We start from the raw sequence: 24,144 nt of genomic DNA on the forward strand, positions 1-24,144 counted from the left end.
TTCGGACCGCTGCCGGATCAGTCGATGCACGAGAAGACCTCGGTGCCGGCGCTGATCGAGGAGCTCTACACCTTCCTGCGTCAGGCTGATCAGCGTGAACTCAACGATATTTTTCGTAACCTCGACGCCGCCCGCAAGGCGGGTGACACGGCCAAGGAAACGGCGTTGATCGAGAAGATCGACACCTTCCAGACCCACGTCGTGCCCGTGATCGCGGATATCGACGCCGGCTTCGGTAACGCCGAGGCGACCTATCTGCTCGCCAAGAAGATGATCGAGGCCGGTGCCTGCGCGCTGCAGATTGAGAACCAAGTGTCCGACGAAAAGCAGTGCGGCCATCAGGATGGCAAGGTGACGGTGCCGCACGAAGTCTTCATCGCCAAGATTCGTGCCTGCCGCCACGCTTTCCTGGAGCTCGGCGTCGAAGACGGCATCATCGTGACCCGTACCGACTCGCTCGGCGCTGGACTCACCCAGCAGATCGCCGTCAGCCACAGACCGGGCGATCTTGGCGACCAGTACAACAGCTTCCTCGACTGTGAAGAGATCACGGCTGATAACGCCCGCAACGGCGATGTCATCATCAACCGTGGCGGCAAGATGTTGCGCCCGAAACGGCTGCCCAGCAACCTCTACCAGTTTCGCGCCGGAACCGGAGAAGACCGCTGCGTGCTCGACAGCATCACCTCGCTACAGAATGGCGCCGATCTGCTGTGGATCGAAACCGAAAAGCCGAACATCGAGCAGATCGCCAAGATGGTGGATCGTGTTCGCGAAGTGATCCCGAACGCCAAGCTGGCCTACAATAATTCGCCATCGTTCAACTGGACGCTTAATTTCCGTTGGCAGGTGTTCGACGCGATGAAGGAAGCCGGCAAGGATATCAGCCCGTACAATCGCGCCGAGCTGATGAAGGTGGAGTATGACTCAACCCCACTGGGGATCGAGGCTGACGAACTGATCCGGACCTTCCAGGCAGAGTCCGCCAAGCGCGCCGGCATCTTCCACCATCTGATCACGTTGCCGACCTATCACACCGCGGCCCTTTCGACGGACAATCTCGCGAAAGCCTATTTCGGCGAGCAGGGCATGCTCGGCTACGTCAAGAATGTTCAGCGCGAGGAAATCCGTCAGGGCATCGCCTGCGCCAAGCACCAGAACATGGCCGGCTCGGACATCGGCGACGACCACAAGGAATATTTCGCCGGCGAGGCCGCTCTGAAGGCCGGCGGCGCCCACAATACGATGAACCAGTTCGGTTAACGGTAGCAACAGGAGACGACCATGACACACGGCAGCAATTATTGGGTGATCGGCGGCGAGTTCGGTTCGATGAACTTCCATAAGCTGGTCGAGGGCTCGGCCCAGGTGCAGGGTCCGTTCAAGACCCGCAAGGAAGCCGAGGACGCCTGGCGCAGCGTTTCCGAGGCCAACCGACACCTCGCCGGGGTGCGCTTCTCGATCGTGGAAGAGCCGAACCGTCAGGTCGCCTGATCGTTCGACGTCGAACGTAGCGCAATCGCGAACCAACCTCAGCGGCCTCATCCGGGCAACCGGGTGGGGCCGCTGCGTTGTGGGGGCGCAAGTCTCTGGAAACAAACGGCCTTTGCGAAGGGGGTGGTTACTGATAGGTTGATACCACCAACGGCCAGTTCGGAAAGGCGGATGCATGTCCAACCTGTCAGGCAGCGGCGCCCATTTGAAGAACGACAGCAAGCCGCGAGGGCTGCGGGACGCGTTACGCCAGGCTCGCATCGAGGCCGCGGATCGAACCGGCGTCGTGGTCGAGCTGCGCGATGCCGAAGTGGCCCGGCTTGAAATCCTCAATGAGGCGCTCGATCCGCTGTTCGCCGAAATTCCGGCTAAGGTCGATATGTTCGACCGCGGCATCAGCCAGGGCGAGACGCCGCGGCTGTGGATCGACATGGTCGCCCATGTGCTGATGGGCCGCGACAAGCGGATCTACCGTTTTGTCCAGGACAGCCGCTTCGGCCGCGTCGTGCTGGCCGAGTCCCATGATGTCGCAGCGATCGTCAAGGCTGTTACCGACTATGTCGCGCGTCGCCTGATCGAGCGCGAGCACGCGCTGGCCACCTTGCCGCTGCCGCCTTCCGAGAGCAGACCGCGCGGCCGATTCTGGCCTTTTGCGCTGGGAGTCCTTGTCGGCGCGCTGGCGCTGCTCGGCTCGGCGCTGTTCGCGGCGCTACGAGGGTTCTAGCTTCATGGTCATTCCGGGGCGGGCGCGGCGCCAGCCGCGCGAGAAACCGGAATCTTGAAATGATGCACGCGGAACATCCCGGAACGACAGACGGTCAGATCAGCGAAGTCCTCTGTAATTCGTGAATGCCCGCGCGATCGCCAAAGCCGCGCACGGTCTGCGCGCATTGCCAACCATCTCTCTCGCGCTCGATCGCAAACAGATTATACGCCGCGGCCGGTTTGTGTCCGTCGGCGATGGACGAGGCCGACGGCACGCCGATGGCGGGGATGCGGCCGGTGGGTCCTTCGAACCACATCGTCGAATGGATGTGGTCATGGCCGTGCAGGATCAGCTCGACGCCGCAGCGTTTCAGCACCGCCTGCAGCGCGTCGGAATCGGTCAGCCGCTTGTAGCCATGTGTGGAGAGCAGCGGGTGGTGGATCAGCAGTACCCGGAACAGCGACTGTCCGGACAGCCCCGCCAGCAGTCGATCCAGCGCGTCGAGCTGTGCTTGTCCGAGCCAGCCGGTGGCCATGAAAGGGGCGGTCGGAACCGCGGTAGAGACGCCGATCAGCGCCAGCGGGCCACGGCGCTGCAGATAGGGAAAGCCCGCCGCGCTGTCGCCGCGCATGTAGTCGCCGAAACTCGCGGCAAAGCGTGGTCCGGCGCCGCCGACATAGGCGTCGTGATTACCTGGCACCAGCGAGACCCGTGCCGGTGGGCCGACTTGTTCGAGCCAGGCGCGGGCAGGGGCGAATTCCGCCGCCAGAGCGAGATTGACGAGGTCGCCGGTCACCGCGATGTGGTCAGGCTGTCGCGCCCGCAGGTCGGTGACGAGGGCATCGAGCACGTCGCGGCGGTGGATGCGGTGGCGGTTGCGTTTCCAGTTCAGATAGCCGAGCAGGCGCTTGCCGAACAACTCGCTCGCGCGCGCGGCCGGCAACGGCGGAAGGTGCGGGTCGGACAGATGCGCGAGGGTGAACGTGGTCATGGATCGTGCACCTTGTGAAAGCCCGGGATGTTTTGGCAAGGTGGGCGGTGCGAGGCAAGCGCCAACCCCATTCAGTTCCAGCCGGGATGTCAGCCGCGATGACCGAGACCACCTTGCGGCAGCGGCTGGAGCCGTATCTGCGAAAGCTGTTTCACCTGTATTTCCGCCTCAGCCGCGGCATGACGCTTGGCGTCCGCGCCGTCGTGCTCGATGCCGGCAACCGCGTGTTCCTGGTCCGCCATACCTATGTCACCGGCTGGCATCTGCCCGGCGGCGGCGTCGAGGTCGGCCAGACCTTTCGCGAGGCGCTGGATCGCGAGCTGATCGAGGAGGGGCGTATCGAGGTGCTCGGCGAGCCGGTGCTGCATGGTGTGTTTCTCAGCCGCCACGTCTCGGTCCGCGACCACGTCATGGTCTATGTCGTCCGGGAATTCCGCCAGGACCGGATGCCGGCGCCCAACCGCGAGATCGCCGAATGCGGCTTCTTCGCCGTCGACGCGTTGCCGCCCGGGACCACGGAAGGCACCGGGCTGCGGCTCGCCGAGGTGCTGGATGCCCGACCGCTGATCGCCACCTGGCGGGCGTGATCGCCGGCGATGGACCGCGACGCCGCCAGATGCTATCCCGCCCCCCGACATGAACGATCTCTCTTTGACCATCCTGGCGGAAACCGCCAACGACGCCCAGATCATCGAGCGGCTGCACGCCCGCACCTTCGGCCCCGGCCGCTACGTGCTGAGCGCCTACCGGCTGCGCGAGCATGTCGATCATCTGTTCGAGCTGTCCTTTACCGCCCGGATCGGCACCCTACTGGTTGGCTCTGTCCGGCAATTGCCGATTTGCGTCGGCGACACGCCGGCGCTGCTGCTCGGGCCGCTGACGGTCGAACCGCCGTTCCGCAGCCGCGGCGTCGGCCGCAAGCTGCTTGACCGCGCCATCAGTGACGCCCGCCAGAAAGGTCACCGCCTGATCATGCTGGTCGGCGACGAATCCTATTACAGCCGCGTCGGCTTCAAGATGATTCCCAAGGGCGCGGTAACGATGCCCGGTCCGGTCGACCACAAGCGCCTGCTGGTGCTGGAACTGGTCGACGGCGCGGCGGAAGGGGTCTCCGGCGCGGTGCGGCCAGACTGGAACGCGGCGAAGTAACCCCCACACACTGTCATTCCGGGGCGCGAGCGCACCCGGAATCCCGGCATGTTGATCGTCCCACCCCGAGGTTCCCCGCCACTCCAATTGGAGTGGTTGAGGTTCGCGTCCGGCTGACGCCGCCCGCGCCCCGGAACGACAGCAAGGTTCAGAACTTCACACTCGCAAAGGCCCTTACGTTCAGTCCCGGCATCAATACCTCGTTCTTGTTGTAGGACACCGCGTTGCGGATGTTTTCGTTCAGCAGGTTGTTGCCGACCAGACCCAGCGTCATCTCCTTGGCGCCGTAGATGCGCGGATCGAGCCGGGTATTGTAGCTGATCTCCGCCTTCAGTAAATTATAGCCCGAAGTCGGCGTCTCCGCGATCACCGCGATGTCGTTCTGCGCGAAGGCGTGCAGCAGGTTGATCCGCGTCAGCCAGTTGGCATCGCGCCAGAACAACCCGCCGCCGGCGCGCACCGGCGGGATGCGCGGCACGTTGCTGCCATCCGAAAACGTGGCGCGCACCACATCGGCCTGACCCTCGATGCCCCAGGTGCCGCCATGGAATTGCGATACGTCGAGCTGGGTCTGGAATTCACCGCCGCGGAAGGTGGCGTCGCGCTGCGAATAGATCGCCTGGTTCAGCTCCAGCGTACCGGCGCCGGGGTCGACGCAGGCGACGCCCTCGCAGGTATTGCCGGTGAGGCGGCGATAGATAAAGCCCGAAAACTGGGTGTAGTAGCCGGTGAGTTCGAACCGGAACGGACCGGTCGCGCGGCGCAGCCCGACTTCGACCGACTTCGCGGTCTCGATGCCCAGATTTGGATTTCCGATATCAAATGTGGTCGTTGCGTCGTGGCCGCCGCGGGAAAACAGCTCGGCAGGTTTTGGCGCACGCTCGACATATTGCCCGGTGATGCTGGCGGAAAGATCCCAAGGTAGCGCCTGGATCAGGCCGAGGCTGACACTCTTTGGCGTGAACGACAGATCGCGTCCGGTGGCAGGGCCAATGCTGCCAGGATTGGCGGCGAGATCGAACGTATCCGGGATGAAGCCCGGTGTAGTTCCGGTGAGATTGACGTGCTCGATGCGTCCGGCAACCTGCGCCTTGGTAGCCTCGGTGAATTTCAATTCGTTGAAGACGTAGCCCGCTACCCTGGTGTTCTTGTTGGGGTCCCATAATCCGTTGAGCGCGCTGGTCGGATCATCGGGGCTCGGTGCCGTCAGTTCCTGATGGCTGGCCTGAACGCCAAACGCCGTGGTCACCGTGGCGAAGCGCGCGTTGAACGGCATCATCTGCAGTTCGACGCGGCCTTCCTGCTCCTTGTTGGTAAAGGTCTGGCGTACGCCATCGGTGGTCGGATCGGCGGGGTTGGCCAGACCGATCTCGTTGTGGCGATAGTCGGTGGCACCAGCCCAGAACCGGATCGCCTCGATCGCCGCGGAATCCGGCCGGAATTCACCCTTGGTGGTGACCTTGGTTTGATGGCCATCAATCCGGGTTCCGACTGCCGCGCCCTCGGTGCCGGGAATGCGATAGGTCGTGTCGTTCTGGGTAATCGCCGCGCCGACGAAGCCGCCGTCGAAGAAGTACGAGCCGCCGATCGACGCGCCGTCGGACTGCATCGACGAGTTTGGCTGCCGGCCGTTGAAGGCGAGGCCGGGGCTGGAATAGGGATAGCTCGGCACATTGTAATCGCCGGCCTTGCGGCCATAGACATCGGCGTGAAGCGCGACATTGCCGCCGCCGGCATCGAGCAGGATGCCGCCATCGATGCCGCGATCCACGGAACTGATCGAGGTGCGGACTTCGGCGTTCGTGCAGCCTGGCGCGCCCAGATTGGCCGCAGGCGCCTTTACCGGCAGACCATAGCTCTGGAACGGTGCCACAGCGCAGGCGGGCAGGGCGTCGGGGATCCGGTTATTGGTCGAGCTGACAATGCCGCCGATCGACTGCGATCCGTAGCGCAAGGTTGCCGGGCCCCGGATCACCTCGACCTGGTTGCTGGCGAACGGATCGACCGGGACGAAGTGGTCCTCGCCGAGATCCGACGCGCCATTGCTGCCGATGCCGTTTTCAACGATGCCGACGCGGTTGCCGTCGAGTCCGCGGATGATCGGCCGACTCGCGGCACCCGGCGCGTAGCCGGAGCCGGTGATACCGGGTTTGGAGAACAACAGATCACCCAGCGTCGACGCGCCGGAGCGCCGGATCTCTTCATTGGGGACCACGGTAACGGTGGCGAACTGGTCAGTGACCACCGGCAACTCGCCCTGTCTGCTGGTCACGACAGGCGCGGCTTCGACAGGCACCGGCGAGGCGTTGCGGCCAGGTGCGGCGCGGGCGACGCGGGCGGGCGCGCGCGGCGGCGCGGGCTTTCGTCGCACAATGGGGCTGGGCGCGGTGACGGAAATCGCCGGCAATTCGGTGGGGGCCGCGGCTTGCGACAGTGCCGGGTGGCTCAGCCCGACGAGGGCGGAGCCGCCCAGCATCAGGGCGCGGGGGAAAGATAAGGTCATGGCATCGTCCTGACTGTACCGGCCGCGCCTCGGCGGGGCGTTCGAACCGGGACCTGCGCGAGGCAGGTCGAACTCATCGAAACCGCAGCAAGCGGGCTACGATCAGCAAAGGGTCAAGTCAGGCAAGCGGCGGCGCGCGCGGCTGGAAGGCGACGCTGGAGGCGTCGAGATGAGCGAACTCGGCGCGGGTGACACGATACAGAAAATCCGTGGCCTGCGGCAATTGCAGGGCCGGTGGCGTGGCCAGCAGCGCGGTGCCGGCCAGCGCCAGGACGGCGCAGATCGCACAATGGTCGGCGGGATGCGGCTGCGGCTGATGGCCGGAGCCGGCCGGCAACTCGACCGACTGGATTGCCGTCGCGATCGGTGAAGCCTGGGCGCGGTCGGCGTGAACATGGCCGAACGACAGCACCAGCTGGATCGCCAGCGCCAGCAGCGCCAGTCTCGATCCATTTTTGATGTGTCTTCGAAACCAGATCATGCCGGATGGCGCCCTCATCGGCGGCCAGAGACCTCTCCGTTACCGCGATGTTATAATATAACATCGCGGGTCCGGCGGAGAGTGTCAACGGCTGGCGGGCCGCTTGGGCGGAAACGGCCGCCGCTGTGTGATTATCGCCACGGCCACAGGTGTCCCGGACGCGATGCGGCGCTCTTGTGCCGCTTCGCAGATCCGGGATCCCGGTGGCTCCGAAGTACCGGGCCCTGGCTCAGCAGCGCATCACGCCCTAACCGGGCGCGCTGCGTCGCGTCCGGGGAACGGGCGCTGCGATGCCGTCGTCGACAGCGGCCCTACCGGCTCTCGCGCAGCCAGGTGGCGGCAAAGGCGCCGAGCAGCAGGATCAGGCCGATCAGGCCGGCGAAGACTGGCAGCACGCCGACGCCGCGGACCACGCTGGCGTCGCGCATATGCACGCCCATCCAGCCGTCGCCGCGAAAGATCGTCGAGCCCCGGATCGGCACGATGCGCGGCAGTTCGAGGCTGGAGCCTTCATGGATGCGCCGGGCATCGCCACCGGTGGCCTGCGCCAGCGGCTTCAGCATCTCGGTGGTCGAGGTGACCTCGGAGAATTCCTTCGGGTTGATCGGCCCGACATTGATCAGCGCCTTCAGCGTGCCATCGGTGGCCTGCCACAGGCCGAGTTCATTGGCCGGCGTGGTCGAGCGCCAAAGGCCGGGCTCGCCGGCCGACAGCGTCAGTTCGCGGGTCTTGCCGGACGGCGAGGTCACCGTGATCGGCGTTACGGTGTCGGCCATGGTCTGTCGCACCACGACGAGGTCCTTGCCCTGGCTCTGCAGTTTCAGCGCTTCCTCGTCGAGGTCGGGCTGCTTCATCAGCCAGTGCGACATCCGCCTGAGAAGATCGAGATGTGGTCCGCCGCCTTCATAGCCCCTGGCCCATAGCCAGATGTGATCCGACAGCAGCAGCGCGACGCGGCCTTCGCCGGAGCGCGACAGCAGCAGCAGCGGCTTGCCGTCGGCGCCGGTCATCACCGGCGGCGTGGTGGCATTGCGGGTCTCCACGGTGCGGAAGAAGCGGCTCCATTTCGGCGGCTCGGAGGCGCCGCCCTCAAGGCCGCGCGTCACCGGATGGCGTTTGCCGACGTCCGAGAGATGCGCATAAAACGGCTTCTCGGTGACGCCGACCGGCTCGGCCGGCAGTACCGAATCCAGCGGCGTGCGCCAGATGCTGGTGTTCGACGCATCGTCCGGCCCGGCCGACACCAGCACCGCGCCGCCGGCGCGGACCTAGCGCGCGATATTGTCGAAATAGGCGATCGGCAGCACGCCCTGGCGGGCGTAGCGGTCGAAGATGATGAGCTGGAATTCGTTGATCTTCTGCTGGAACAGCTCGCGGGTCGGAAACGCGATCAGCGACAGTTCGTTGATCGGCGTGCCGTCCTGCTTTTCCGGCGGCCGCAGGATCGTGAAGTGCACGAGGTCGATCGAGGCGTCGGATTTCAGCAAATTGCGCCAGGTGCGCTCGCCGGAATGCGGTTCGCCGGAGACCAGCAGCACCCGCAGCTTGTCGCGCACGCCGTCGATCGCCACCACGGCGCGGTTGTTGACCAGCGTCAACTCGTTCTCGAGCGGCGAGGCCTCGATCTCGACGATGTTCGGGCCGGCATGCTTGATGTCGATGTCGACCGACACGGTCTGGCCCGACATCATGGTGCGCTCGTTGAGGGTGTCGCCATCGCGGCGGATCACGACGCGGGCGCGCTCGCCGGTGACACCCTGGTCGTCGAGACGGAAGGTGATCTTCTGCGACTGGCCAACGATGCCGAAGCGTGGCGCCGCGGTCACGGCGATACGGCGATCGCGTTCATCCTTGCGGCCGGTGATCAGCGCATGCACCGGGGCGCTGAAGCCGAGCGCGGCGGCATTCGCCGGAATGTCGTGGACGCGGCCGTCGGTGATCAGGAAGGCGCCGGCGACGCGATCTGTCGGCACGTCGGACAATGCCGAGGTCAGCGCGCCGAACAATTTGGTACCGTCGGTCTCGCCATCGGCTTGCCCGGCGTCGACGACGCGGACTTCGAGGCCCTTGACCTGCTTCAGCCGGTCGACAAGCTGCTTCTGGGCGTCTTCGGTCTCCTTGGTGCGCTCGCCGAAATTCTGGCTCGGGCTCTTGTCGATCACCACGGCGGCCACCGACGTCAGCGGCTCCCTTTCCTCGCGGGTGAAGGACGGATTGGCCAGCGCCAGCAGGATCAGCGCCAGCGCGGCGACACGAACCAGCGCGCCGCGCGCGCGGCCGACCAGCAGCAGCACCGTAATGACGGCGATAGCGGCGAGGCCGATCCATAGCACGAGGCTGGGGACGAGCGGGGTGAAGACGATGCCGTATTGCATTTACGCTATCCGCGTCATGGCGAGCAGCCGCCGCGACGACGTGCTCTCCGGCGTCATTGCGGGGAGCGAAGCGACACGGCAATCCAGAGAGCCACAGGCGAAGGCTGGATTGCTTCGTCGCAAGGGCTCCTCGCAATGACGGTGGAAAGTGTTGTGGTTTGCCATCATTACTGCCCCAGCCGTTCGATCAGCGCCGGCGCATGGACCTGGTCGGCCTTGTAGTTGCCGGTCAGGGTGTACATCACGATATTGACCCCGGCGCGGAAGGCGAATTCGCGCTGCCGCGGTTCGCCGGGCGTCAGCGGCAGCATCGGCTGGCCGTCCGGCCGCAGCGCCCAGGCGCCGGCGAGGTCGTTCGAGGTGATGATGATCGGCGACACGCCGTCACCGCCGCGGGCCGGACGCGAGGCGGCGTCATCGCCATCGTCGCGCGGCAGCGTCTCGACCCAGGTCGGGCCGGAATTGAAGCGGCCAGGAAAGTCGCGCAGCAGGTAGAACGTCTTGGTCAGCACGTGCTCGCGCGGCACCGGCTCGAGCTCGGGCACGTCGAGCGACGACAGGATTTCGCGCAGCGTCAGCATACCCGGCGTCTGCGACTCGCCATTCGGTCCCGGCGGGGCCTCGATTGCGTCGCGGGTGTCGAACAAGACGGTGCCGCCCTGCTTCATATAGGCGTCGATCCGGTTGATCGCGTCCTGCGGCGGCTTGGCGGCGCCGGGAATGATCGGCCAGTAGATCAGCGGGAAGAACGCCAGTTCGTCTTTCGCCGGATCGATACCGACCGGCTCGCCAGCCTCCAGCGCGGTGCGTTGCGCCAGGAACAGCGTCAGCCCGGTCAGGCCGGCCTTGACGATGGAATCAACGTCGGCATTTCCGGTGACGACATAGGCCAGCCGCGTCTGCGCCACCGCCTTGATGGCGAAGTCGTCGGAGGCGGCATCCGCGCGCGACGGCGTCGGCGTGCCGGTTACCGCCGACAGCGCGAGCATCACCGCCAGCGCCGCCGGCACCGTGCGCCGGCGCAGCATCGCGGCCAGCCCGCCGCCGAGCAGGGCGACAATGATGGCGTCGATCAGGAACAGCAGCAGCGCGGTGGAGAGCAGCATGCCGCGCAGGTCGCGCGGCTCGGCATTGGTGTAGCTGGCACGGCGCGCGTTCAGCGCCGAAATATCGAGCGGCGCGATACGGTCGGCGGCGGCCAGCGCGTTGACGGCGAGCGGACCGTCGGCCGGGCCGTAGAAGCCGGGCGGGTGGTCGATGCCGGCGCGGTCGCGGAAATCCGCCGGCAGCGACTTGGCCGTCGAGGGCGGGGGGCCGAAGGCGCCAAAACCGTCGAGCGTCCGCAGCGGCGCCACGGTTTCCTTGCCGGTCTCGCCGGCGACACCGGCGCCGGGCGTCGCGGTGTAACCGGACATATCGACGATTCGTCTCAGCATTTCGACAAAGGTGCCAGACAATGGCAGGTCCGACCAGCGCATGTCGGCGCTGACGTGAAACAAGGTAACGAGGCCCTTGCCGCGGCGCTCGCCTGTGACCAGCGGCGTGCCGTCGACCAGCGAGGCCCAGGTCCGTGTCGCCAGCGCGGCGTCCGGCTCAGCGAGGACCTGGCGGGTAATGGTAATGTCCTGCGGCACCGTCAGGCCGGCAAACGGGCCGTCAGCCGCGAAAGAGGCGAGATGCTGCGGCTTCTCCCAGGTCAGGCTGCCGCCGAGGTTGCGATCACCGCGGCGCAATTTCACCGGCACCAGATCGTCGTCGCCCTGTGCCAGCCGCGGCCCGGCGAAGCGCACCAGCACGCCGCCCTGGTTGATCCAGGCATTGATGCGTTCGCGGATTTCCGGCGACAGCGTGCCGACATCGGCGAGCACGATCATCGGCAGTTTCTGGTCGAGAAACTGGGCAATCGCCTGTTGCGGCGCGCCGCGGTCGCCGAGCCGGACGTCGGCAAACGGCGCCAGCGCACGTGTCAGATAGAAGGTCGAGGCCAGCAGCGGCTGCGCGGTATCGGAGGTCGCGCCCGATACGATGCCGATGGCGCGGCGGCGCCAGCGCTTGTCGAGCAGTTGCACGGCGCCGGCGGAGCGCTCACTGGCGATTTCCAGCCGCGCAATGTCATTACGTAATTCTACCGGCAGTTCGAAGGAAGCTTCGGTCTCGCGATCGCCTGGCGCAAAATTGAAGTTGGCCTCGGCAATCGGCGATCCCTTCTGGTCCAGTCCGCGCACCACGCCGGCGTCAACGCCGCCGGCTTGCGCGCGCAGCACCTTGACCGTCATCTTGGCCGCGGCGTTTTCCGCTGCCACCAGCGCATGCGCCGGCGCGGCGCCGGAATCATAGATCGTAAGGGTGCGCTCGCCGATCGCCTTGGCCAGTCCTTGCGTGAAATCGGTGCCGCGTCCGGTATCGACGCCGTCGGACAGCCATACCAGTTCGCTGTCGCCGGTGGCCTTCAGGAAGCGCTCCAATGCCGGCAGCATATCGACGCGGTCGATCGCATAGGGCTTCGGTGACAGCTGGCGCAGCGCGACGCGCGCCGTGCCGCCCGGCAAAATGGTGATGTCCCGTGTCGGCTCCGACAGCGGCACCAGCGCGATACCGCGCCGGTCATTGTCGGCGTTGGCGATCAGCTCATCCGCGGCCTTGATCCGTGCGTCCCAGGAGGATGCGGCCGACCAGCCGTCATCGAGCAGGATCACCAACGGCGCTTGGCTGCCGGCGACACCGGTTGCGGGATTCCAGATCGGACCGGCGGCGGCGAAGATGATCAGCGCGGCGGCCAGCAGCCGCAGCAGCGTCAGCCACCAGGGCGAGCGCGACGGGGTTTCTTCCTTGGGCGCGATGTCGAACAATAGCCGTGTCGGCGGAAATGCGACGCGCTGTGGGCGCGGCGGCATCACCCGCAACAGCCACCACAGCACCGGCAGGCTGATCAGGCCGAGCAATAGCAACGGTTGGGCAAAGGCGAGAGGGAAGGCGCCGATCATGCGGATTTTCCTGCCTTGACCATGGTGCCGCCACCGGTCGATTTGTTGACCATCATGCCGCCGTGCAGGAACAGCAGCAGTTCGGCCGCTGAGCGGGTGGTGCTATGCGTGGAGAACAGCCAGCCGAGCTTGGTGGTCTCGGCGCGGATTTCGTCACGATGCGCGGCGACGCGCGCGGTATAGTCGGCGGCCCATTTTTCGGCGCGGCCGGCGGTGACCATGGTGCCACTCTCCGGCTCGATGAATTCGACGCGGCCAGAATAGGGGAAACTCTCTTCGGCGGGATCGACCACCTGCACCAGCGCGCCATGCGCGCCGGATGATGACAGCCCCGCCAGCATGATTTTGATCTCCGACATCGGCGACCAGAAATCGCCGAGCACCACGATCTCCGCCAGCGCCGAAGGCACGAAGGACGGCGGCAGGCTGTCGCGGCTGGTGGTGTCGTGCAGCATCGCCTGCGCCATCTTGTCGATCACGCTGCGGCTGGAGGTCGGATTCATCAGGCCGGGCACGCCGACGCGCTCGCCGCCGGTGACCAGCAGTTCGGCCAGCGCGAAGGTGACAATCAGCGCGCGCTCGAGCTTGCTGTTGAGCGCGCCCCTGGAGGCGAAGGCCATCGACAGCGAACGGTCCGGCCACAGCCACACGGTATGCGCGGCCTCCCATTCCTGCTCGCGGACGTAGAGATGATCGTCGCGTGCCGAGCGGCGCCAGTCGACATTCTGCGACGGCTCGCCGGAGACGAAGCGGCGATACTGCCAGAAGCTTTCGCCATGGCCGGCGCGGCGGCGGCCGTGCAGGCCGTGGATCACCGTGGCGGCGATGCGCCGGGCCTCCAGCACCAGACGCGGCAGGCTGGCCGCCAGCGAACGGCTTTCGCCATCGGCACGGCGGACGGCGAGAATTTCCTGCGTGGCGTGGTCCGGCGCCGCGGCCATCAACCGATCCGCGACTTGAGCTGGCGGATCACGTCGGGGATGGTACGGCCCTCGGCGCGCGCGGAGAAGGTCAGCGCCATGCGGTGCTTGAGGATCGGCTCGGCGAGGTCGAGCACGTCGTCGATCGACGGCGCGAGGCGACCATCGAGCAGCGCCTTGGCGCGCACCGCGAGCATCAAGGACTGGCTGGCGCGCGGGCCGGGACCCCAGGCGATCAGCTTCGAGACATCGCCGGCATCCGGGCCCGGACGCGCGGAGCGCACCAGCGTCAGGATCGCCTCGACGACCGAATCGCCAACCGGCAGGCGGCGCACCAGCCGCTGCGCGGTGATCAGCACATCCGAAGTGATGGCGGCCTTGGCGATGGTTTCGTCGGCGCCGGTGGTCTCGAACAGGATGCGGCGTTCGGCGTCGCGGTCGGGATAATCGACGTCGATCTCCATCAGGAAACGATCGAGCTGCGCTTCCGGCAGCGGATAGGTGCCTTCCTGTTCCAGCGGGTTCTGCGTCGCCAGCACGTGGAATGGTTTTGGCAGATCATGCCGCGCGCCGGCGACCGTGATGTGCTGCTCCTGCATCGCCTGCAGCAACGCCGATTGCGTGCGCGGGCTGGCACGGTTGATTTCGTCGGCCATCAGCAGCTGGGCGAACACGGGACCGGCGATGAAGCGGAACGAGCGCCGGCCGGCGACGCTCTCGTCCAGCACTTCGGCGCCGAGGATGTCGGACGGCATCAGATCGGGCGTGAACTGGATGCGCTTGGCGTCGAGGCCGAGCGTCGTCCCGAGCGTTTCCACCAGCTTGGTCTTGGCAAGGCCGGGGACCCCGATCAGCAGCGCGTGGCCGCCGGACAGGATCGTGACCAGCGTGTTCTCGACGACTTTTTCCTGGCCGAAAATAACGGTGGAAATCGCCTCCTTGGCGGCGCGCATCTGGCCGGCAACTTGCTCGGCCGAGCGAACGATGACGTCTTCAAGCTTTTCAACACTGTCTGCGCCGGCCATCCATCGCTCCTTGGTGTGAACTTCGCCGCGGGCAATCGCACCCGCTGGCGTCGTGATGCCATCAACCTGATGCTAATCCTTAGCGAAGGCTATGGTTTTATTGAATTAAACTATCCCCACCATACATGGGGCAGGATACGGACTGCATCACGGTATGGCGAGTTCAACGAGAACACCGCACGGTTTGTGACGTGCACCAATCGTGCCAGCGGGCATGATGCAAACTCAGGGCAAACAATGGCGAAGCAAGGGCAGGGCGCAACGCAGGGGCTCGATGGTCTGGCGACCGCGGCGAAGGAGGCGACGGCCAACGGTAAAGCAAGCAGCGGCCTGCCGCCGGTGCATCTTTGGAATCCCGCTTTCTGCGGCGATCTCGATATGCGCATCGCGAGCGATGGCACCTGGTTCTACCTCGGCACCCCGATCGGGCGGCCGGCTTTGGTACGGCTGTTCTCGACGATCTTGAAGTACGAGGATGGCAAGCACTTTCTTGTGACCCCGGTGGAGAAGGTTGGCATCGTCGTCGACGATGCCCCGTTCCTGGCCGTCGAGATGCTGCGCAATACCAATACGGACGATGCGCGGCTGCGGTTTCGCACCAATGTCGACGACTGGGTCGACTGCGATGCCGACCACCGGCTGCGATTCGAACTGGCCCCGGATGGCGGGCTGATTCCCTATCTACATGTACGCCGTGACCTCTGGGCCAAGGTGACGCGGGCACTTTATTACGATCTGGTTGACATTGGCGAGGAGCGAGTGGTCGATGGTCGCGCGATGTTCGGCATCGTCTCCGCCGGCGAGTTCTTCGCCATGGCGGATGCGGAGCAGATGAGGGAAGCGCCTTGAACGAGCCGATGCGGAAGACGGAGGCGGCTGCCGCGGATATCGGTTCATCGGAATTTTTCAGGAGGGCGCGTGCCCGGCTGAGTTTCGACGTGCCCGCCGGCCTCACCGACGCCAGCCTGGTGCCGTTGTCCGGCGATGAGGGCAATGACCGCATGCTGCAGATCGTTGCCACCGAGCGGCCGATCCGTCCGGCCGCGGTGCTGATCGCGATCATCGAGCACGAGCTCCCCACCGTGCTGCTGACGCAGCGCGCGGCCCATCTCAACGATCATGCCGGGCAGATCGCGTTTCCCGGCGGCAAGATTGACGCCACCGATGTCTCGCCGCTGGATGCGGCGCTGCGCGAGGCGGAGGAGGAAGTCGGTCTCGACCGATCCTTTGTCGAGCCGGTCGGCTATCTCGATCTCTACGGCACCGCCTTCGGTTTCCGGATCTTGCCGACGGTGGCGCGGGTCAAGCCCGGCTTCACGCTGGCGATCAACCAAAACGAAGTCGAAAGCGCCTTCGAGGTGCCGCTGGCATTTCTGATGGACCCTGCCAACCATCAGTTGCACAGCAAGGAATTCCGCGGCATCGAGCGGTCGTACTACGCGATGCCGTTCGCCGAACGTTATATCTGGGGCGCAACCGCGGGAATCCTGCGGGTGCTGTATGAACGGATTTGCCTGACATGATCCGTCCGTTGTTGACCGAAGTCGGCATCTTTCTAATTCCGTTCGCGCTCTATGCGCTGTTCCTGCTGGCCAACAAGAACGGCCTCACGCTGCGATCATCCTGGCCGCTGCATGTGCTGGGCCGGCTGACGCTGGGGGCACTGGTGCTGGTTGTCGTCAGCCTGCTGCTGCTGGCGCATTACTCCGGCGCGCCGCCGAATTCGACCTATGTGCCGGCGCATCTGGAAAATGGAAGGCTGGTTCCGGGAGCAGAAAAATGAGCGACGGGCGCGGGCTCGCCGACGCGCCCTGGCTGAATTCCGGCGCGGCGGCGCGGGTGCTGGCGCTGCTCAATGTCGATGGCGAGGAGGCCCGGGTGATCGGCGGCGCGGTGCGCGACGCGCTGATGAATACCCCGGTCGGCGATCTCGACATCGCGACCACCGCACTCCCCGACGAAGTCGTCCGCCGCGCCAGGGCCGCCGGCATCAAGAGCGTGCCGACCGGCATCGAGCACGGCACCGTGACGCTGGTGGTCGACGGCCAGCCATTCGAGGTCACCACGCTGCGCGAGGATGTCGAGACCTTTGGCCGCAAGGCAAGGGTCGCGTTTGGCCGTGACTGGCGGCGGGATGCCGAACGGCGCGACTTCACCATCAATGGATTGTCGGTATCGGCCGATGGCGTGGTGCATGACCATGTCGGCGGGCTCGCGGATATCGATGCGCGCCGCGTCCGCTTCATCGGCGATCCCGACCGGCGTATCGCCGAGGATTATCTGCGCATCCTCAGATTCTTTCGCATTCATGCCGCCTATGGCGCCGGAGCCCCGGACCGCGACGGCTATCTCGCTTGCATCCGCGGCCGTGCCGGCCTTGCCGGGCTCTCCGCCGAGCGGGTGCGGATGGAAATGTTGAAGCTGCTGGTCGCGGATGGGGCGCGGCAGGCGGTCGAGGCGATGGCCGATGGCGGGCTACTGCTGCGGATCTTTGGCGGCGTTGTTTATACCGGCCCCTTCGCGGCGATGATCACCGCCGAAGCGGCGTTGCGGCGCAAGCCCGATCCGGTGTTGCGGCTTGGCTCGCTTGGCGTCGCGGTGACCGAGGACGCCAGGCGACTGGCGCAGCGGCTACGTCTGACCAACGCCGAGGCCAAGGCGCTGGATTCGATGGGCCATCGCTGGTGGCGGCTCGGCGGCATGGAGGAATCGGTGGCGCGGCGGCGGTTGTACCGGCTTGGCGAGGCGCGCTATCGCAACCGCATGATGCTGGCCTGGGCGCGGGCGCCGCGCGGGGCCGACCCGGCGCTATGGATGGCGCTAGTAACGCTGCCGGAGCGCTGGCAGGCGCCGGTGTTTCCGTTGAAGGCGGCGGATTTCATGGCGCGTGGTGTCGCCAGGGGGCCCGCGCTCGGCCACGTCATCGCGCTGGCGGAGGATGCCTGGCTGGCGCAGGATTTTCCGCTCGAGACGGATGCCGTTCAGGCGATTGCCGATCAGACGGTGGCGCGGTTCGGCAAGGAACACGGACTGTACGGGTAGAAGCCGCCGGGCATTTCGGGCCCGGCGGCATCGGCCTGATCAGGCCTCTTCTTCTTCTTCGTCTTCTTCATCGTCCGACGCCAGCAGCGCCAGTTCGAGAACGGCCAGCGGCAGGGTCTCGCGGAACAGGTCGCCTTCGTCGCCCATCCACACGCATTCCACCGAGTCGCCGGAGACTTTGGCGACGGTCATCGGGTGGCCGCCTGATTTCAGCATGGCGACGTCGCCTGATTTCAATTCCATGGTCATATCCTTAAAGGGGGTTGTCGCGACCGCAGTCTTATCGCGCTGTCATGACAGAGCGAAAACACGGGCGCGGGTGACGGCTTCTACGCCTGTCCCAGCAAGTTAGCGAGGCTCATGCTGAGACCGGTGCTATCCAATGCCAGCCGATCGTGGCGCGGTAACGGCGTATGCGCCGCGGCGATCACCGCGCGGGTACCGGCTTCCACCGAGCACAATACCGGCACGGGTACCATCGGCTGGATGCGCGCGGCGAGGCCGGCCAGCGCGGCGCCGCCGAGGATCACGATATCGGCGCCGTCTTCGGTCGCGCAGGCGGTGCAGGCCGCGGCAAGCTGCGCCAGCGCGGCGTCGGGATTTTCGGCGATCTCGCCGGTCGGCGCGATGGCGCGCACCGCGGTCATGCGCTCGGCAAGGCCGAGGCTGCTGACGAATTCGGTCAGCATCGGTCCCCACAGAGCGCCGCCGGTGACAATGGCAAAGCGGCGGCCGCGCCGGCAGGCTTCCAGGCAGGACGCCTCGGCCATGCCGACCACGGGAATTGTCGCGACCTCGCGCAGCGCCAGCAGGCCGGGATCGCCGAAGCAGGCGAGATAGACCGCGTCGCAGCCGTCGGCATGGGTTGCCAGGGCGTCGAGCGCCGCGTGTCCGGCGATCGCCGCCGACGCCCGGGTCGAGATGTAACGCGCGCCAAAGGCGCCGGTCACCGGTTTGAGGGTCGCGGCGTCGCCCGCGATTGCCGCGACATGCCTGGCCACCAGCGCGGTGACGCTGTCCGTCGTGTTCGGGTTGATCAGCAGGATGCGCAAGCGGCAGGCTCCCGGGTCGTCGTTACGGCCGCGGACCGAAATAGGTGCAGCTTTCATTGCAACTGTCGCGGAACACGCCGACGCGCACCAGCTGGCCGGGATAGGCGACGCGGTCCCAGATGAAGCGCGTCAGGTTTTCCAGCGTCGGCGCGCCCAGCTCCGCGACATTGTTGAGAAATTTGTGGTCGAGCATCTTGCGCAGAGCGTCAAGGCGGACCTCGAGCAGGCCAAGGTCGATCACCATGCCGGTGGCCGGATCGGCGGTGCCGCGGATCGTCACCTCGGCGCGGAACGAATGGCCGTGGATTTCCTCACTGGCCTCGCCGAGTGTGGTGCCGGGCAGTGCATGCGCCGCCTCGAAGCGAAAGGATTTGGTCAATTCCCACATCGTTTATGTCCTACCTGATGCCCAGGGTCTTGTGGGTCTGTACGCTGAGCCGCCATTGCGGATGGCGCAGGCAATAGTCGACCGCCTGCGTGGCGTTGGTGACGACGTCCGGCCCGTCCATCGGCTGCAGCGAGAACCGCTCGAACGGCAGGCCGGCGAACAGCTCCGGCATCGCATCCGGCTGCGGATAGACCAGCTTGATCTCCTGGCCGGCGTGGACCACCAATTCGGCACCGGCCTTCGGGCTGACGCAGAGCCAGTCGATGCCCGCCGGCGGCGCGACGGTGCCATTGGTTTCCACGCCGATGCTGAAACCACGGCCGTGCAGCGCGTCGATCAGCGCCGGGTCGACCTGCAGCAGCGGCTCGCCGCCGGTCAGCACCACGTAGCGATTGTTGGCGGGGCCTACCCATTGCGCGGCGATGGCCTCGGCCAGTTGCTCCGCGCTGGCGTAGCGCCCGCCCAGCGTGCCATCCATGCCGACGAAATCGGTATCACAAAACCGGCACACAGCGGCCGCGCGATCCTGTTCGCGGCCGGTCCACAGATTGCAGCCGGTAAAGCGGCAGAATACCGACGCGCGCCCGACCTGGGCGCCTTCGCCCTGCAGGGTGAGGAAAATTTCTTTAACGGCGTAACTCACGGCATCTACTCGGCGATTGGGCGCACGGTCTACCGCAGCGCAGCGCGCAACGCCATGGCGTCGCCTCCGCTCTCGTTTCCGTGATCACTGACATTTCAATTGCACCGCCGCTCCGGGCGGCTCAAAGCTCAATCTCAATTTTGTCGCAGGCCCCATGTCAACCACGTCGCCGCCGCTCGTCACCTCGCCTGCACCGACCGTCGGTTCCCGAAGCTGCGGCACCTGCACCATGTGCTGCAAGGTCTATCGCATCGACGACCTCGCCAAGCCGGCCGGCAAATGGTGCGCGCATTGCGCGATCGCCTCCGGCTGCAAGATCTATGACGAGCGGCCGCAGCAGTGCCGCGCCTTCGACTGCGTCTGGATCCAGGACGAGGAAATGGCGCCGGTCTGGAAGCCGGAAATCTCCAAGATCGTATTCTCGGTCTATCCGGCGACGCGCTTCATCTATGGCCAGGTCGATCCCGGTACGCCGTTCGCCTGGCAGAAAGAGCCCTATTTGTCGGGGCTGCTGGCGTGGTCGGCCAGGCTGCTGCAAGAGCGCCGCCATTTGCTGATCTTTGTCGGCGGCACCGCCACCCTGATCATGCCCACCGGCCCGGTGCCGATCGGGCCGATGTCGCCGGCCGACGGCTTTGTCATTCGCGAGACGTTTACCGCGCGCGGCAAGGACTATGTGGCGACCCGGGTGCCGAGCGGGCGTTAGCCGGTCTGTGTCAGAAGACGCGGGCCGTGACGTCTGTCGATGATTTATGTCGCCTCCCGGACATAGTCGATGTATGAGTGATTCATCACCGAACGCCTCGGGCAGTTGCCGGTGACAGAGAGATGGTTGTGCTCCCGCCTTACGCAGGAGAGCAGAATGTCTCTGCAGGTCGAGCGGCCATTGCACAAGCATCCCAATTACCTGATTTCCAGCCTGTATTCCGACATCATCGCGCCAGTGCTCGAGCACTCGGCCGTGGTCACCCTGGAGCCGGGCATCGTGCTGTACGAATCCGGCGCGCAGGTCGAACATGTGTATTTTCCACATGGTGGAATGATCTCGCTGTTGGTCGTCATGAAAAATGGCAAGGCGATCGAGACCGCCACCGTCGGCCGGGAGGGCGTGGTTGGCGCGATGGCTGGGCTCGGGCTCTACACCTCGATCGTTCGCGCCGAAGTGCAATTGCCGATGGCCGCCACCAAAATCGCCGCCGCCCGGTTCCGCCAGGCCGTGGCAGCCAGCCCGGAGATCGAGCATCTGTGCATCGCCTATAATGAAGTGCTGCTCAGCCAGGCCCGGGTGACGGCGGCCTGCAATGCCCTGCATCCGGTCGATGCGCGGTTTTGTCGCTGGCTGCTGCAGTCGGCCGATCGCGCCGAAAGCAGCACGGTGGGGCTGACCCAGAAGCTACTGTCGGAGATGCTGGGCGTGCGCCGCACCTCGGTCACGGATGTCTCCGGCAAACTGCAGCGCGACGGGGTGATCGCCGTGACGCGTGGCCTGATCCAGATCCTCGATCGCACGGCGCTCGAGGGCCTGGCCTGCGAGTGCTATCAGAGTCTGATCCATCAGTCCGTCGCCGTGCAGGTCCCGTAAATCTTTGCCATCGTGGTGCATTACACCCGGGGGCGACATCGCTCGTGCAAGCCCGATCGGGTCTGCTGCGTGATTTCGTTTGCACCGTCGGTGTGTGGCGACCCGTTGAAACGGCCCGATTTAAGTCGCTATTCCGACTTTAAAGGTCTACGGTGATCGCATCATCGCCCGGCCCTGGCATCTACCGGTGACAGAGAGTTCAGTGCTCCCGCCTCCTTGCAGGAGAGCACCATGTCCTTCCATGTCCCGCTCGCTTCCCGAACCCACCCCAATCATCTGCTGGCCCGGCTGCCGGCCGACATCTTCGATCTGATCGAACCCCATGTCGCCACGGTCTCGCTGACGCAGGGCACGGTGGTGTACGAAGCGGGCGACGAGGTCGAGCATGTCTATTTCCCTCACAATGGAATGATGTCGCTGCTCTCGGTGATGCAGAACGGCAAGGCGATCGAGACCGCCACGGTCGGCCGCGAAGGGGTTGTGGGGGCGATGGCTGGGCTAGGGCTCTATATGTCGATGGTGCGCGCCGTGGTGCAATTGCCGATGACCGCCAGCAAGATCGCCGCGGCGCGGTTTCGCCAGCTCGCGGCGAGCAACAAGAGCGTCGAGATGGTCTGCATCCGCTACAATGAGGTGCTGTTGACCCAGGCCCGTATCACGGCCGCCTGCAATGCACTGCATCATGTGGAGGCCCGGTTCTGCCGCTGGCTGCTGCAATCCTCGGATCGCGCCGAGAGCGGCACGGTGGCGCTGACGCAGGAACTGCTGTCGGAAATGCTGGGGGTGCGCCGCACCTCGGTAACCGAGGTTGCGGGGAAACTGCAGCGCGACGGCGTCATCTCGTTCTCGCGCGGTGTGATCAAGATCGTGGATCGATCGATGCTGGAGGGCATGACCTGCGAATGCTACCAGTCGCTCCTGGACCAGGCCGCGACGCTGGGGCACCAGCCGGTCCATTGACGCTCACCATGTTTCTGACGGCCTTCAACGGAAACGTGGCGGCCATCAGTCCAGTGCGCGCCGTGGCGCGGTCGGGCTCTTACTCACGAATTCTTGTCCCAGCAACCGCTTCGCCTTGCGCTGCGGGTCGTCGTCGCTCAACGGCTTCTGGACGATGCAGTCCTGGCCGATCTCCTGTAGCGCGGTGATGTCGGCTGCCGAGCAGCTTCGGGTGACGGCGGCTGGCAAATACCGAATAGGCGTCGTTGTAGATCATGAAGCCGTCGCTGCCCCCAGAGCATCAGGATCGGAACAGGCGAGCGCACCATCATGCCGATGGCGGTCTTCAGGCTTTTCGACCACTGCTCGATCGGACCGAGCGACGTCGTGGACCCGTTGAAATCGCGGATCCGCGTGCCGGTCTCGCCGCCGCCCTGCAGGAATTCGGTGGTCGCGGAACTAGCCGGCTGGTGACCGGGGCCGCGCCCATGATTTCGGCAGGTTTGTCGGCTGTAACGCCGTGGGGCGCAGCTGGTTCCATCGCAGCCGGTCGGCGATCCCCCGGTGGGAGCGTAGCCGGAACGCCATGACCGCGCTCGTCAGCTTCGGGTCTGCCGCAGCGCCTCGCCGAGTGCCATCGCCACCGACATCGCCAGATTGAGCGAGCGCAGATCCTTCCGTATCGGAATCACCACTCGCGCGTCCGCCGCCGCGGCCACCTCGTCGGGGACGCCGGCGGATTCCCGGCCGAACATCAGGATGTCGTTCGCCGTGAAGGCGTAATCGAGATATGGCGATGCGCCCTTGGTCGAGAACAGCACCAGCCGATGGCCGCTGTGGGACCGCCACTGCTCGAAATGACTCCATGAATCGTGCCGGACGATGCGGACTTGGTCGAGATAATCCATGCCGGCACGGCGGAAATGCCGGTCGGAGACCGGAAAGCCGGCAGGCTCGATAATATGCGCCTCGACATCGAGGCAGGCGCACAGCCGCAGGATGGTGCCGGTGTTCTGCGGAATGTCCGGCTGGTACAGCGCGATGCGCATCGTAGTTTAGGCCTCCGGAGCGGGCGCGTCACCCCTCGGGGCAGGCGATACCGCCCCGCCGTCGCGGCGGCAAGCGAGGCCGGCGAAGTCGATGCGAAGCCCGCGGTAGCGTTGACGTAGCGAAGCGGCGATCGTGTATTTCGCGATCCCGAACTGGAGCTCCGAAGCCGGTCCACCGCCGCTCGCCGGCGCGGATAAAACGCAGCAGGGGAAGATTACGGGTGTTTAGGTGCGTTGCACCCTGCAGATGGGAGTGCAGACTTGCACTAGCGCGGCAAGGGTGCCAATAGAACGATTCTGGATTATACGTTCTTCCCGGTGGGATAGGGCATGTGGTCGTTCTGCCGCGGCGATCAAGATCGCGAGCGCGGGTAACCTTGTTTGGTCGCACACATAAGCGTGACCGGGCCGGTTTTCGGGCCGCAGAAAAGAAAGGGCTTGGAAGTGTCGACAGCGTCTTCGGCGGAGCACACGCGCCGCGATTTCCTTTTTGTGGCCACGGGTGCCGTTGCTGCGGTGGGGGCCGCCGCCGTTGTCTGGCCGCTGATCTCCCAGATGAACCCGGACGCTTCGACGATCGCAGCGGGTGCGCCGATCGAGGTAGACTTGGCGCCGATCGCCGAAGGACAGGACATCAAGGTGTTCTGGCGCGGCAAGCCGATCTACATCATGAACCGCACCAAGAAGCAGGTCGATGAGGCCCGCTCGGTGCCCACGGCCAGCCTGCCGGATCCGGCATCGGATCAGTCCCGGGTCAAGGAAGGCCACGACCAGTGGCTGGTCGTGATCGGCATCTGCACCCATCTCGGCTGCATCCCGAT

The 24,144-nt window shown here is 65.6% G+C and carries 24 protein-coding genes and 1 pseudogene; 13 read left to right on the forward strand and 12 right to left on the reverse strand.

What is annotated here, in order from left to right; all coding sequences use genetic code 11:
• From Q0S16_RS12920 to Q0S16_RS12930, 3 genes are all read left to right on the forward strand, one after another.
• Positions 1 to 1,263, forward strand: a 1,263-nt coding sequence (locus Q0S16_RS12920; protein ID WP_295848805.1) for an isocitrate lyase, incomplete at its 5' end; no start/stop codon positions are given.
• 21 nt (positions 1,264 to 1,284) lie between these two features.
• Positions 1,285 to 1,494 (forward strand): hypothetical protein, encoded by a 210-nt coding sequence (locus tag Q0S16_RS12925; protein WP_295848807.1) that lies wholly within the window; start codon positions 1,285 to 1,287, stop codon positions 1,492 to 1,494.
• Between the two features lie 175 nt (positions 1,495 to 1,669).
• Positions 1,670 to 2,218, forward strand: coding sequence for a hypothetical protein (locus Q0S16_RS12930; RefSeq protein ID WP_295848809.1), 549 nt, complete (start codon positions 1,670 to 1,672; stop codon positions 2,216 to 2,218).
• A gap of 94 nt (positions 2,219 to 2,312) precedes the next feature.
• Here the strand turns inward: Q0S16_RS12930 and Q0S16_RS12935 are convergent, their stop codons facing one another.
• Positions 2,313 to 3,191, reverse strand: a complete 879-nt coding sequence (locus Q0S16_RS12935; protein WP_295848810.1) for a metallophosphoesterase — start codon at positions 3,189 to 3,191, stop codon at positions 2,313 to 2,315.
• A gap of 98 nt (positions 3,192 to 3,289) precedes the next feature.
• Here Q0S16_RS12935 and Q0S16_RS12940 point away from each other — a divergent pair, with 98 nt between their 5' ends.
• Together Q0S16_RS12940 and Q0S16_RS12945 are read left to right on the forward strand one after the other, a co-directional pair.
• Positions 3,290 to 3,778 (forward strand): NUDIX domain-containing protein, encoded by a 489-nt coding sequence (locus tag Q0S16_RS12940; protein WP_295848812.1) that lies wholly within the window; start codon positions 3,290 to 3,292, stop codon positions 3,776 to 3,778.
• 49 nt (positions 3,779 to 3,827) lie between these two features.
• The gene (locus Q0S16_RS12945; RefSeq protein WP_295848814.1) at positions 3,828 to 4,340 is read left to right on the forward strand and encodes an N-acetyltransferase; all 513 of its coding nucleotides are present in this window, start codon (positions 3,828 to 3,830) and stop codon (positions 4,338 to 4,340) included.
• A gap of 148 nt (positions 4,341 to 4,488) precedes the next feature.
• Here Q0S16_RS12945 and Q0S16_RS12950 read toward each other — a convergent pair whose 3' ends face one another.
• The 6 genes and pseudogenes from Q0S16_RS12950 to Q0S16_RS12975 all read right to left on the reverse strand — a co-directional run bounded on the left by Q0S16_RS12950 (position 4,489) and on the right by Q0S16_RS12975 (position 14,628).
• On the reverse strand, positions 4,489 to 6,843 hold the full coding sequence (locus tag Q0S16_RS12950) for a TonB-dependent receptor (RefSeq protein ID WP_295848816.1): 2,355 nt from the start codon (positions 6,841 to 6,843) through the stop codon (positions 4,489 to 4,491).
• Between the two features lie 118 nt (positions 6,844 to 6,961).
• Positions 6,962 to 7,324 (reverse strand): DUF2946 family protein, encoded by a 363-nt coding sequence (locus Q0S16_RS12955; RefSeq protein WP_295848818.1) that lies wholly within the window; start codon positions 7,322 to 7,324, stop codon positions 6,962 to 6,964.
• Between the two features lie 311 nt (positions 7,325 to 7,635).
• Positions 7,636 to 9,699: pseudogene (locus Q0S16_RS12960) on the reverse strand (hypothetical protein).
• A 167-nt stretch (positions 9,700 to 9,866) separates the two neighbouring features.
• Positions 9,867 to 12,683, reverse strand: a complete 2,817-nt coding sequence (locus Q0S16_RS12965) for a DUF4159 domain-containing protein (RefSeq protein WP_295848819.1) — start codon at positions 12,681 to 12,683, stop codon at positions 9,867 to 9,869.
• Positions 12,680 to 13,624 carry a DUF58 domain-containing protein gene (locus Q0S16_RS12970; RefSeq protein WP_295848820.1) on the reverse strand — a complete coding sequence of 315 codons (945 nt, stop codon included), beginning with the start codon at positions 13,622 to 13,624 and terminating at the stop codon, positions 12,680 to 12,682. Before Q0S16_RS12970 ends, Q0S16_RS12965 begins: the two co-directional genes overlap by 4 nt.
• Positions 13,624 to 14,628: a MoxR family ATPase gene (locus tag Q0S16_RS12975; protein WP_295848823.1), complete on the reverse strand. Its 1,005-nt coding sequence runs from the start codon at positions 14,626 to 14,628 to the stop codon at positions 13,624 to 13,626. Before Q0S16_RS12975 ends, Q0S16_RS12970 begins: the two co-directional genes overlap by 1 nt.
• 237 nt (positions 14,629 to 14,865) lie before the next feature.
• Between Q0S16_RS12975 and Q0S16_RS12980 the strand changes: the two genes are divergently transcribed.
• From Q0S16_RS12980 to Q0S16_RS12995, 4 genes are read left to right on the forward strand one after another with little or no spacing between them, the layout of a single operon-like run.
• On the forward strand, positions 14,866 to 15,477 hold the full coding sequence (locus Q0S16_RS12980) for a DUF1285 domain-containing protein (protein WP_295848846.1): 612 nt from the start codon (positions 14,866 to 14,868) through the stop codon (positions 15,475 to 15,477).
• The gene (locus Q0S16_RS12985; RefSeq protein WP_295848825.1) at positions 15,474 to 16,151 is read left to right on the forward strand and encodes a CoA pyrophosphatase; all 678 of its coding nucleotides are present in this window, start codon (positions 15,474 to 15,476) and stop codon (positions 16,149 to 16,151) included. Before Q0S16_RS12980 ends, Q0S16_RS12985 begins: the two co-directional genes overlap by 4 nt.
• The gene (locus Q0S16_RS12990) at positions 16,148 to 16,411 is read left to right on the forward strand and encodes a DUF6111 family protein (RefSeq protein WP_295848827.1); all 264 of its coding nucleotides are present in this window, start codon (positions 16,148 to 16,150) and stop codon (positions 16,409 to 16,411) included. The genes Q0S16_RS12985 and Q0S16_RS12990 overlap by 4 nt, the downstream gene beginning before the upstream one ends.
• Complete coding sequence (locus Q0S16_RS12995; RefSeq protein ID WP_295848829.1) at positions 16,408 to 17,670, forward strand: CCA tRNA nucleotidyltransferase; 1,263 nt, start codon at positions 16,408 to 16,410, stop codon at positions 17,668 to 17,670. The genes Q0S16_RS12990 and Q0S16_RS12995 overlap by 4 nt, the downstream gene beginning before the upstream one ends.
• A gap of 39 nt (positions 17,671 to 17,709) precedes the next feature.
• Here Q0S16_RS12995 and Q0S16_RS13000 read toward each other — a convergent pair whose 3' ends face one another.
• The 4 genes from Q0S16_RS13000 to queE form a co-directional block, all read right to left on the reverse strand.
• A complete protein-coding gene (locus Q0S16_RS13000) occupies positions 17,710 to 17,913 on the reverse strand; it encodes a DUF2158 domain-containing protein (RefSeq protein WP_295848831.1) in 204 nt (67 codons plus the stop codon).
• 86 nt (positions 17,914 to 17,999) lie between these two features.
• Positions 18,000 to 18,722 (reverse strand): aspartate/glutamate racemase family protein, encoded by a 723-nt coding sequence (locus Q0S16_RS13005; protein WP_295848833.1) that lies wholly within the window; start codon positions 18,720 to 18,722, stop codon positions 18,000 to 18,002.
• Positions 18,723 to 18,744: 22 nt separating this feature from the next.
• Positions 18,745 to 19,110, reverse strand: a complete 366-nt coding sequence (locus Q0S16_RS13010) for a 6-carboxytetrahydropterin synthase (RefSeq protein WP_295848837.1) — start codon at positions 19,108 to 19,110, stop codon at positions 18,745 to 18,747.
• 10 nt (positions 19,111 to 19,120) lie between these two features.
• A complete protein-coding gene (gene queE, locus Q0S16_RS13015; protein ID WP_295848839.1) occupies positions 19,121 to 19,753 on the reverse strand; it encodes a 7-carboxy-7-deazaguanine synthase in 633 nt (210 codons plus the stop codon).
• A 154-nt stretch (positions 19,754 to 19,907) separates the two neighbouring features.
• Here queE and Q0S16_RS13020 point away from each other — a divergent pair, with 154 nt between their 5' ends.
• From Q0S16_RS13020 to Q0S16_RS13030, 3 genes are all read left to right on the forward strand, one after another.
• Positions 19,908 to 20,459: a hypothetical protein gene (locus Q0S16_RS13020; protein ID WP_295848840.1), complete on the forward strand. Its 552-nt coding sequence runs from the start codon at positions 19,908 to 19,910 to the stop codon at positions 20,457 to 20,459.
• 156 nt (positions 20,460 to 20,615) lie between these two features.
• A complete protein-coding gene (locus Q0S16_RS13025; protein ID WP_295848841.1) occupies positions 20,616 to 21,335 on the forward strand; it encodes a Crp/Fnr family transcriptional regulator in 720 nt (239 codons plus the stop codon).
• A 231-nt stretch (positions 21,336 to 21,566) separates the two neighbouring features.
• Positions 21,567 to 22,295, forward strand: coding sequence for a Crp/Fnr family transcriptional regulator (locus Q0S16_RS13030; RefSeq protein WP_295848842.1), 729 nt, complete (start codon positions 21,567 to 21,569; stop codon positions 22,293 to 22,295).
• Positions 22,296 to 22,873: 578 nt separating this feature from the next.
• Here Q0S16_RS13030 and Q0S16_RS13035 read toward each other — a convergent pair.
• Positions 22,874 to 23,323 carry a tRNA (cytidine(34)-2'-O)-methyltransferase gene (locus Q0S16_RS13035; RefSeq protein WP_295848844.1) on the reverse strand — a complete coding sequence of 150 codons (450 nt, stop codon included), beginning with the start codon at positions 23,321 to 23,323 and terminating at the stop codon, positions 22,874 to 22,876.
• Positions 23,324 to 23,767: 444 nt separating this feature from the next.
• On the opposite strand from Q0S16_RS13035, the gene petA reads away from it, so the two are divergent.
• A partial coding sequence (gene petA / locus Q0S16_RS13040; RefSeq protein WP_295848847.1) for a ubiquinol-cytochrome c reductase iron-sulfur subunit occupies positions 23,768 to 24,144 on the forward strand: 377 nt, incomplete at its 3' end.

The sequence above is a fragment of the Tardiphaga sp. genome, assembly GCF_025356345.1.
Taxonomy (GTDB): Bacteria; Pseudomonadota; Alphaproteobacteria; order Rhizobiales; family Xanthobacteraceae; genus Tardiphaga.

What these genes read in the sequence shown, in the direction of transcription:
- Q0S16_RS12970 (WP_295848820.1), bottom strand. Translation starts at nt 13,624, where the DNA reads ATGGCCGCGGCGCCGGACCACGCCACGCAGGAAATTCTCGCCGTCCGC.
- Q0S16_RS13020 (WP_295848840.1), top strand. Translation starts at nt 19,908, where the DNA reads ATGTCAACCACGTCGCCGCCGCTCGTCACCTCGCCTGCACCGACCGTC.
- Q0S16_RS13030 (WP_295848842.1), top strand. Translation starts at nt 21,567, where the DNA reads ATGTCCTTCCATGTCCCGCTCGCTTCCCGAACCCACCCCAATCATCTG.
- Q0S16_RS12990 (WP_295848827.1), top strand. Translation starts at nt 16,148, where the DNA reads ATGATCCGTCCGTTGTTGACCGAAGTCGGCATCTTTCTAATTCCGTTC.
- Q0S16_RS13000 (WP_295848831.1), bottom strand. Translation starts at nt 17,913, where the DNA reads ATGGAATTGAAATCAGGCGACGTCGCCATGCTGAAATCAGGCGGCCAC.
- Q0S16_RS12995 (WP_295848829.1), top strand. Translation starts at nt 16,408, where the DNA reads ATGAGCGACGGGCGCGGGCTCGCCGACGCGCCCTGGCTGAATTCCGGC.
- Q0S16_RS12955 (WP_295848818.1), bottom strand. Translation starts at nt 7,324, where the DNA reads ATGATCTGGTTTCGAAGACACATCAAAAATGGATCGAGACTGGCGCTG.
- Q0S16_RS12930 (WP_295848809.1), top strand. Translation starts at nt 1,670, where the DNA reads ATGTCCAACCTGTCAGGCAGCGGCGCCCATTTGAAGAACGACAGCAAG.
- Q0S16_RS12965 (WP_295848819.1), bottom strand. Translation starts at nt 12,683, where the DNA reads ATGATCGGCGCCTTCCCTCTCGCCTTTGCCCAACCGTTGCTATTGCTC.
- Q0S16_RS12975 (WP_295848823.1), bottom strand. Translation starts at nt 14,628, where the DNA reads ATGGCCGGCGCAGACAGTGTTGAAAAGCTTGAAGACGTCATCGTTCGC.
- Q0S16_RS13010 (WP_295848837.1), bottom strand. Translation starts at nt 19,110, where the DNA reads ATGTGGGAATTGACCAAATCCTTTCGCTTCGAGGCGGCGCATGCACTG.
- Q0S16_RS12980 (WP_295848846.1), top strand. Translation starts at nt 14,866, where the DNA reads ATGGCGAAGCAAGGGCAGGGCGCAACGCAGGGGCTCGATGGTCTGGCG.
- Q0S16_RS12945 (WP_295848814.1), top strand. Translation starts at nt 3,828, where the DNA reads ATGAACGATCTCTCTTTGACCATCCTGGCGGAAACCGCCAACGACGCC.
- Q0S16_RS13025 (WP_295848841.1), top strand. Translation starts at nt 20,616, where the DNA reads ATGTCTCTGCAGGTCGAGCGGCCATTGCACAAGCATCCCAATTACCTG.
- Q0S16_RS12940 (WP_295848812.1), top strand. Translation starts at nt 3,290, where the DNA reads ATGACCGAGACCACCTTGCGGCAGCGGCTGGAGCCGTATCTGCGAAAG.
- Q0S16_RS12925 (WP_295848807.1), top strand. Translation starts at nt 1,285, where the DNA reads ATGACACACGGCAGCAATTATTGGGTGATCGGCGGCGAGTTCGGTTCG.
- Q0S16_RS12950 (WP_295848816.1), bottom strand. Translation starts at nt 6,843, where the DNA reads ATGACCTTATCTTTCCCCCGCGCCCTGATGCTGGGCGGCTCCGCCCTC.
- Q0S16_RS13035 (WP_295848844.1), bottom strand. Translation starts at nt 23,323, where the DNA reads ATGCGCATCGCGCTGTACCAGCCGGACATTCCGCAGAACACCGGCACC.
- Q0S16_RS12935 (WP_295848810.1), bottom strand. Translation starts at nt 3,191, where the DNA reads ATGACCACGTTCACCCTCGCGCATCTGTCCGACCCGCACCTTCCGCCG.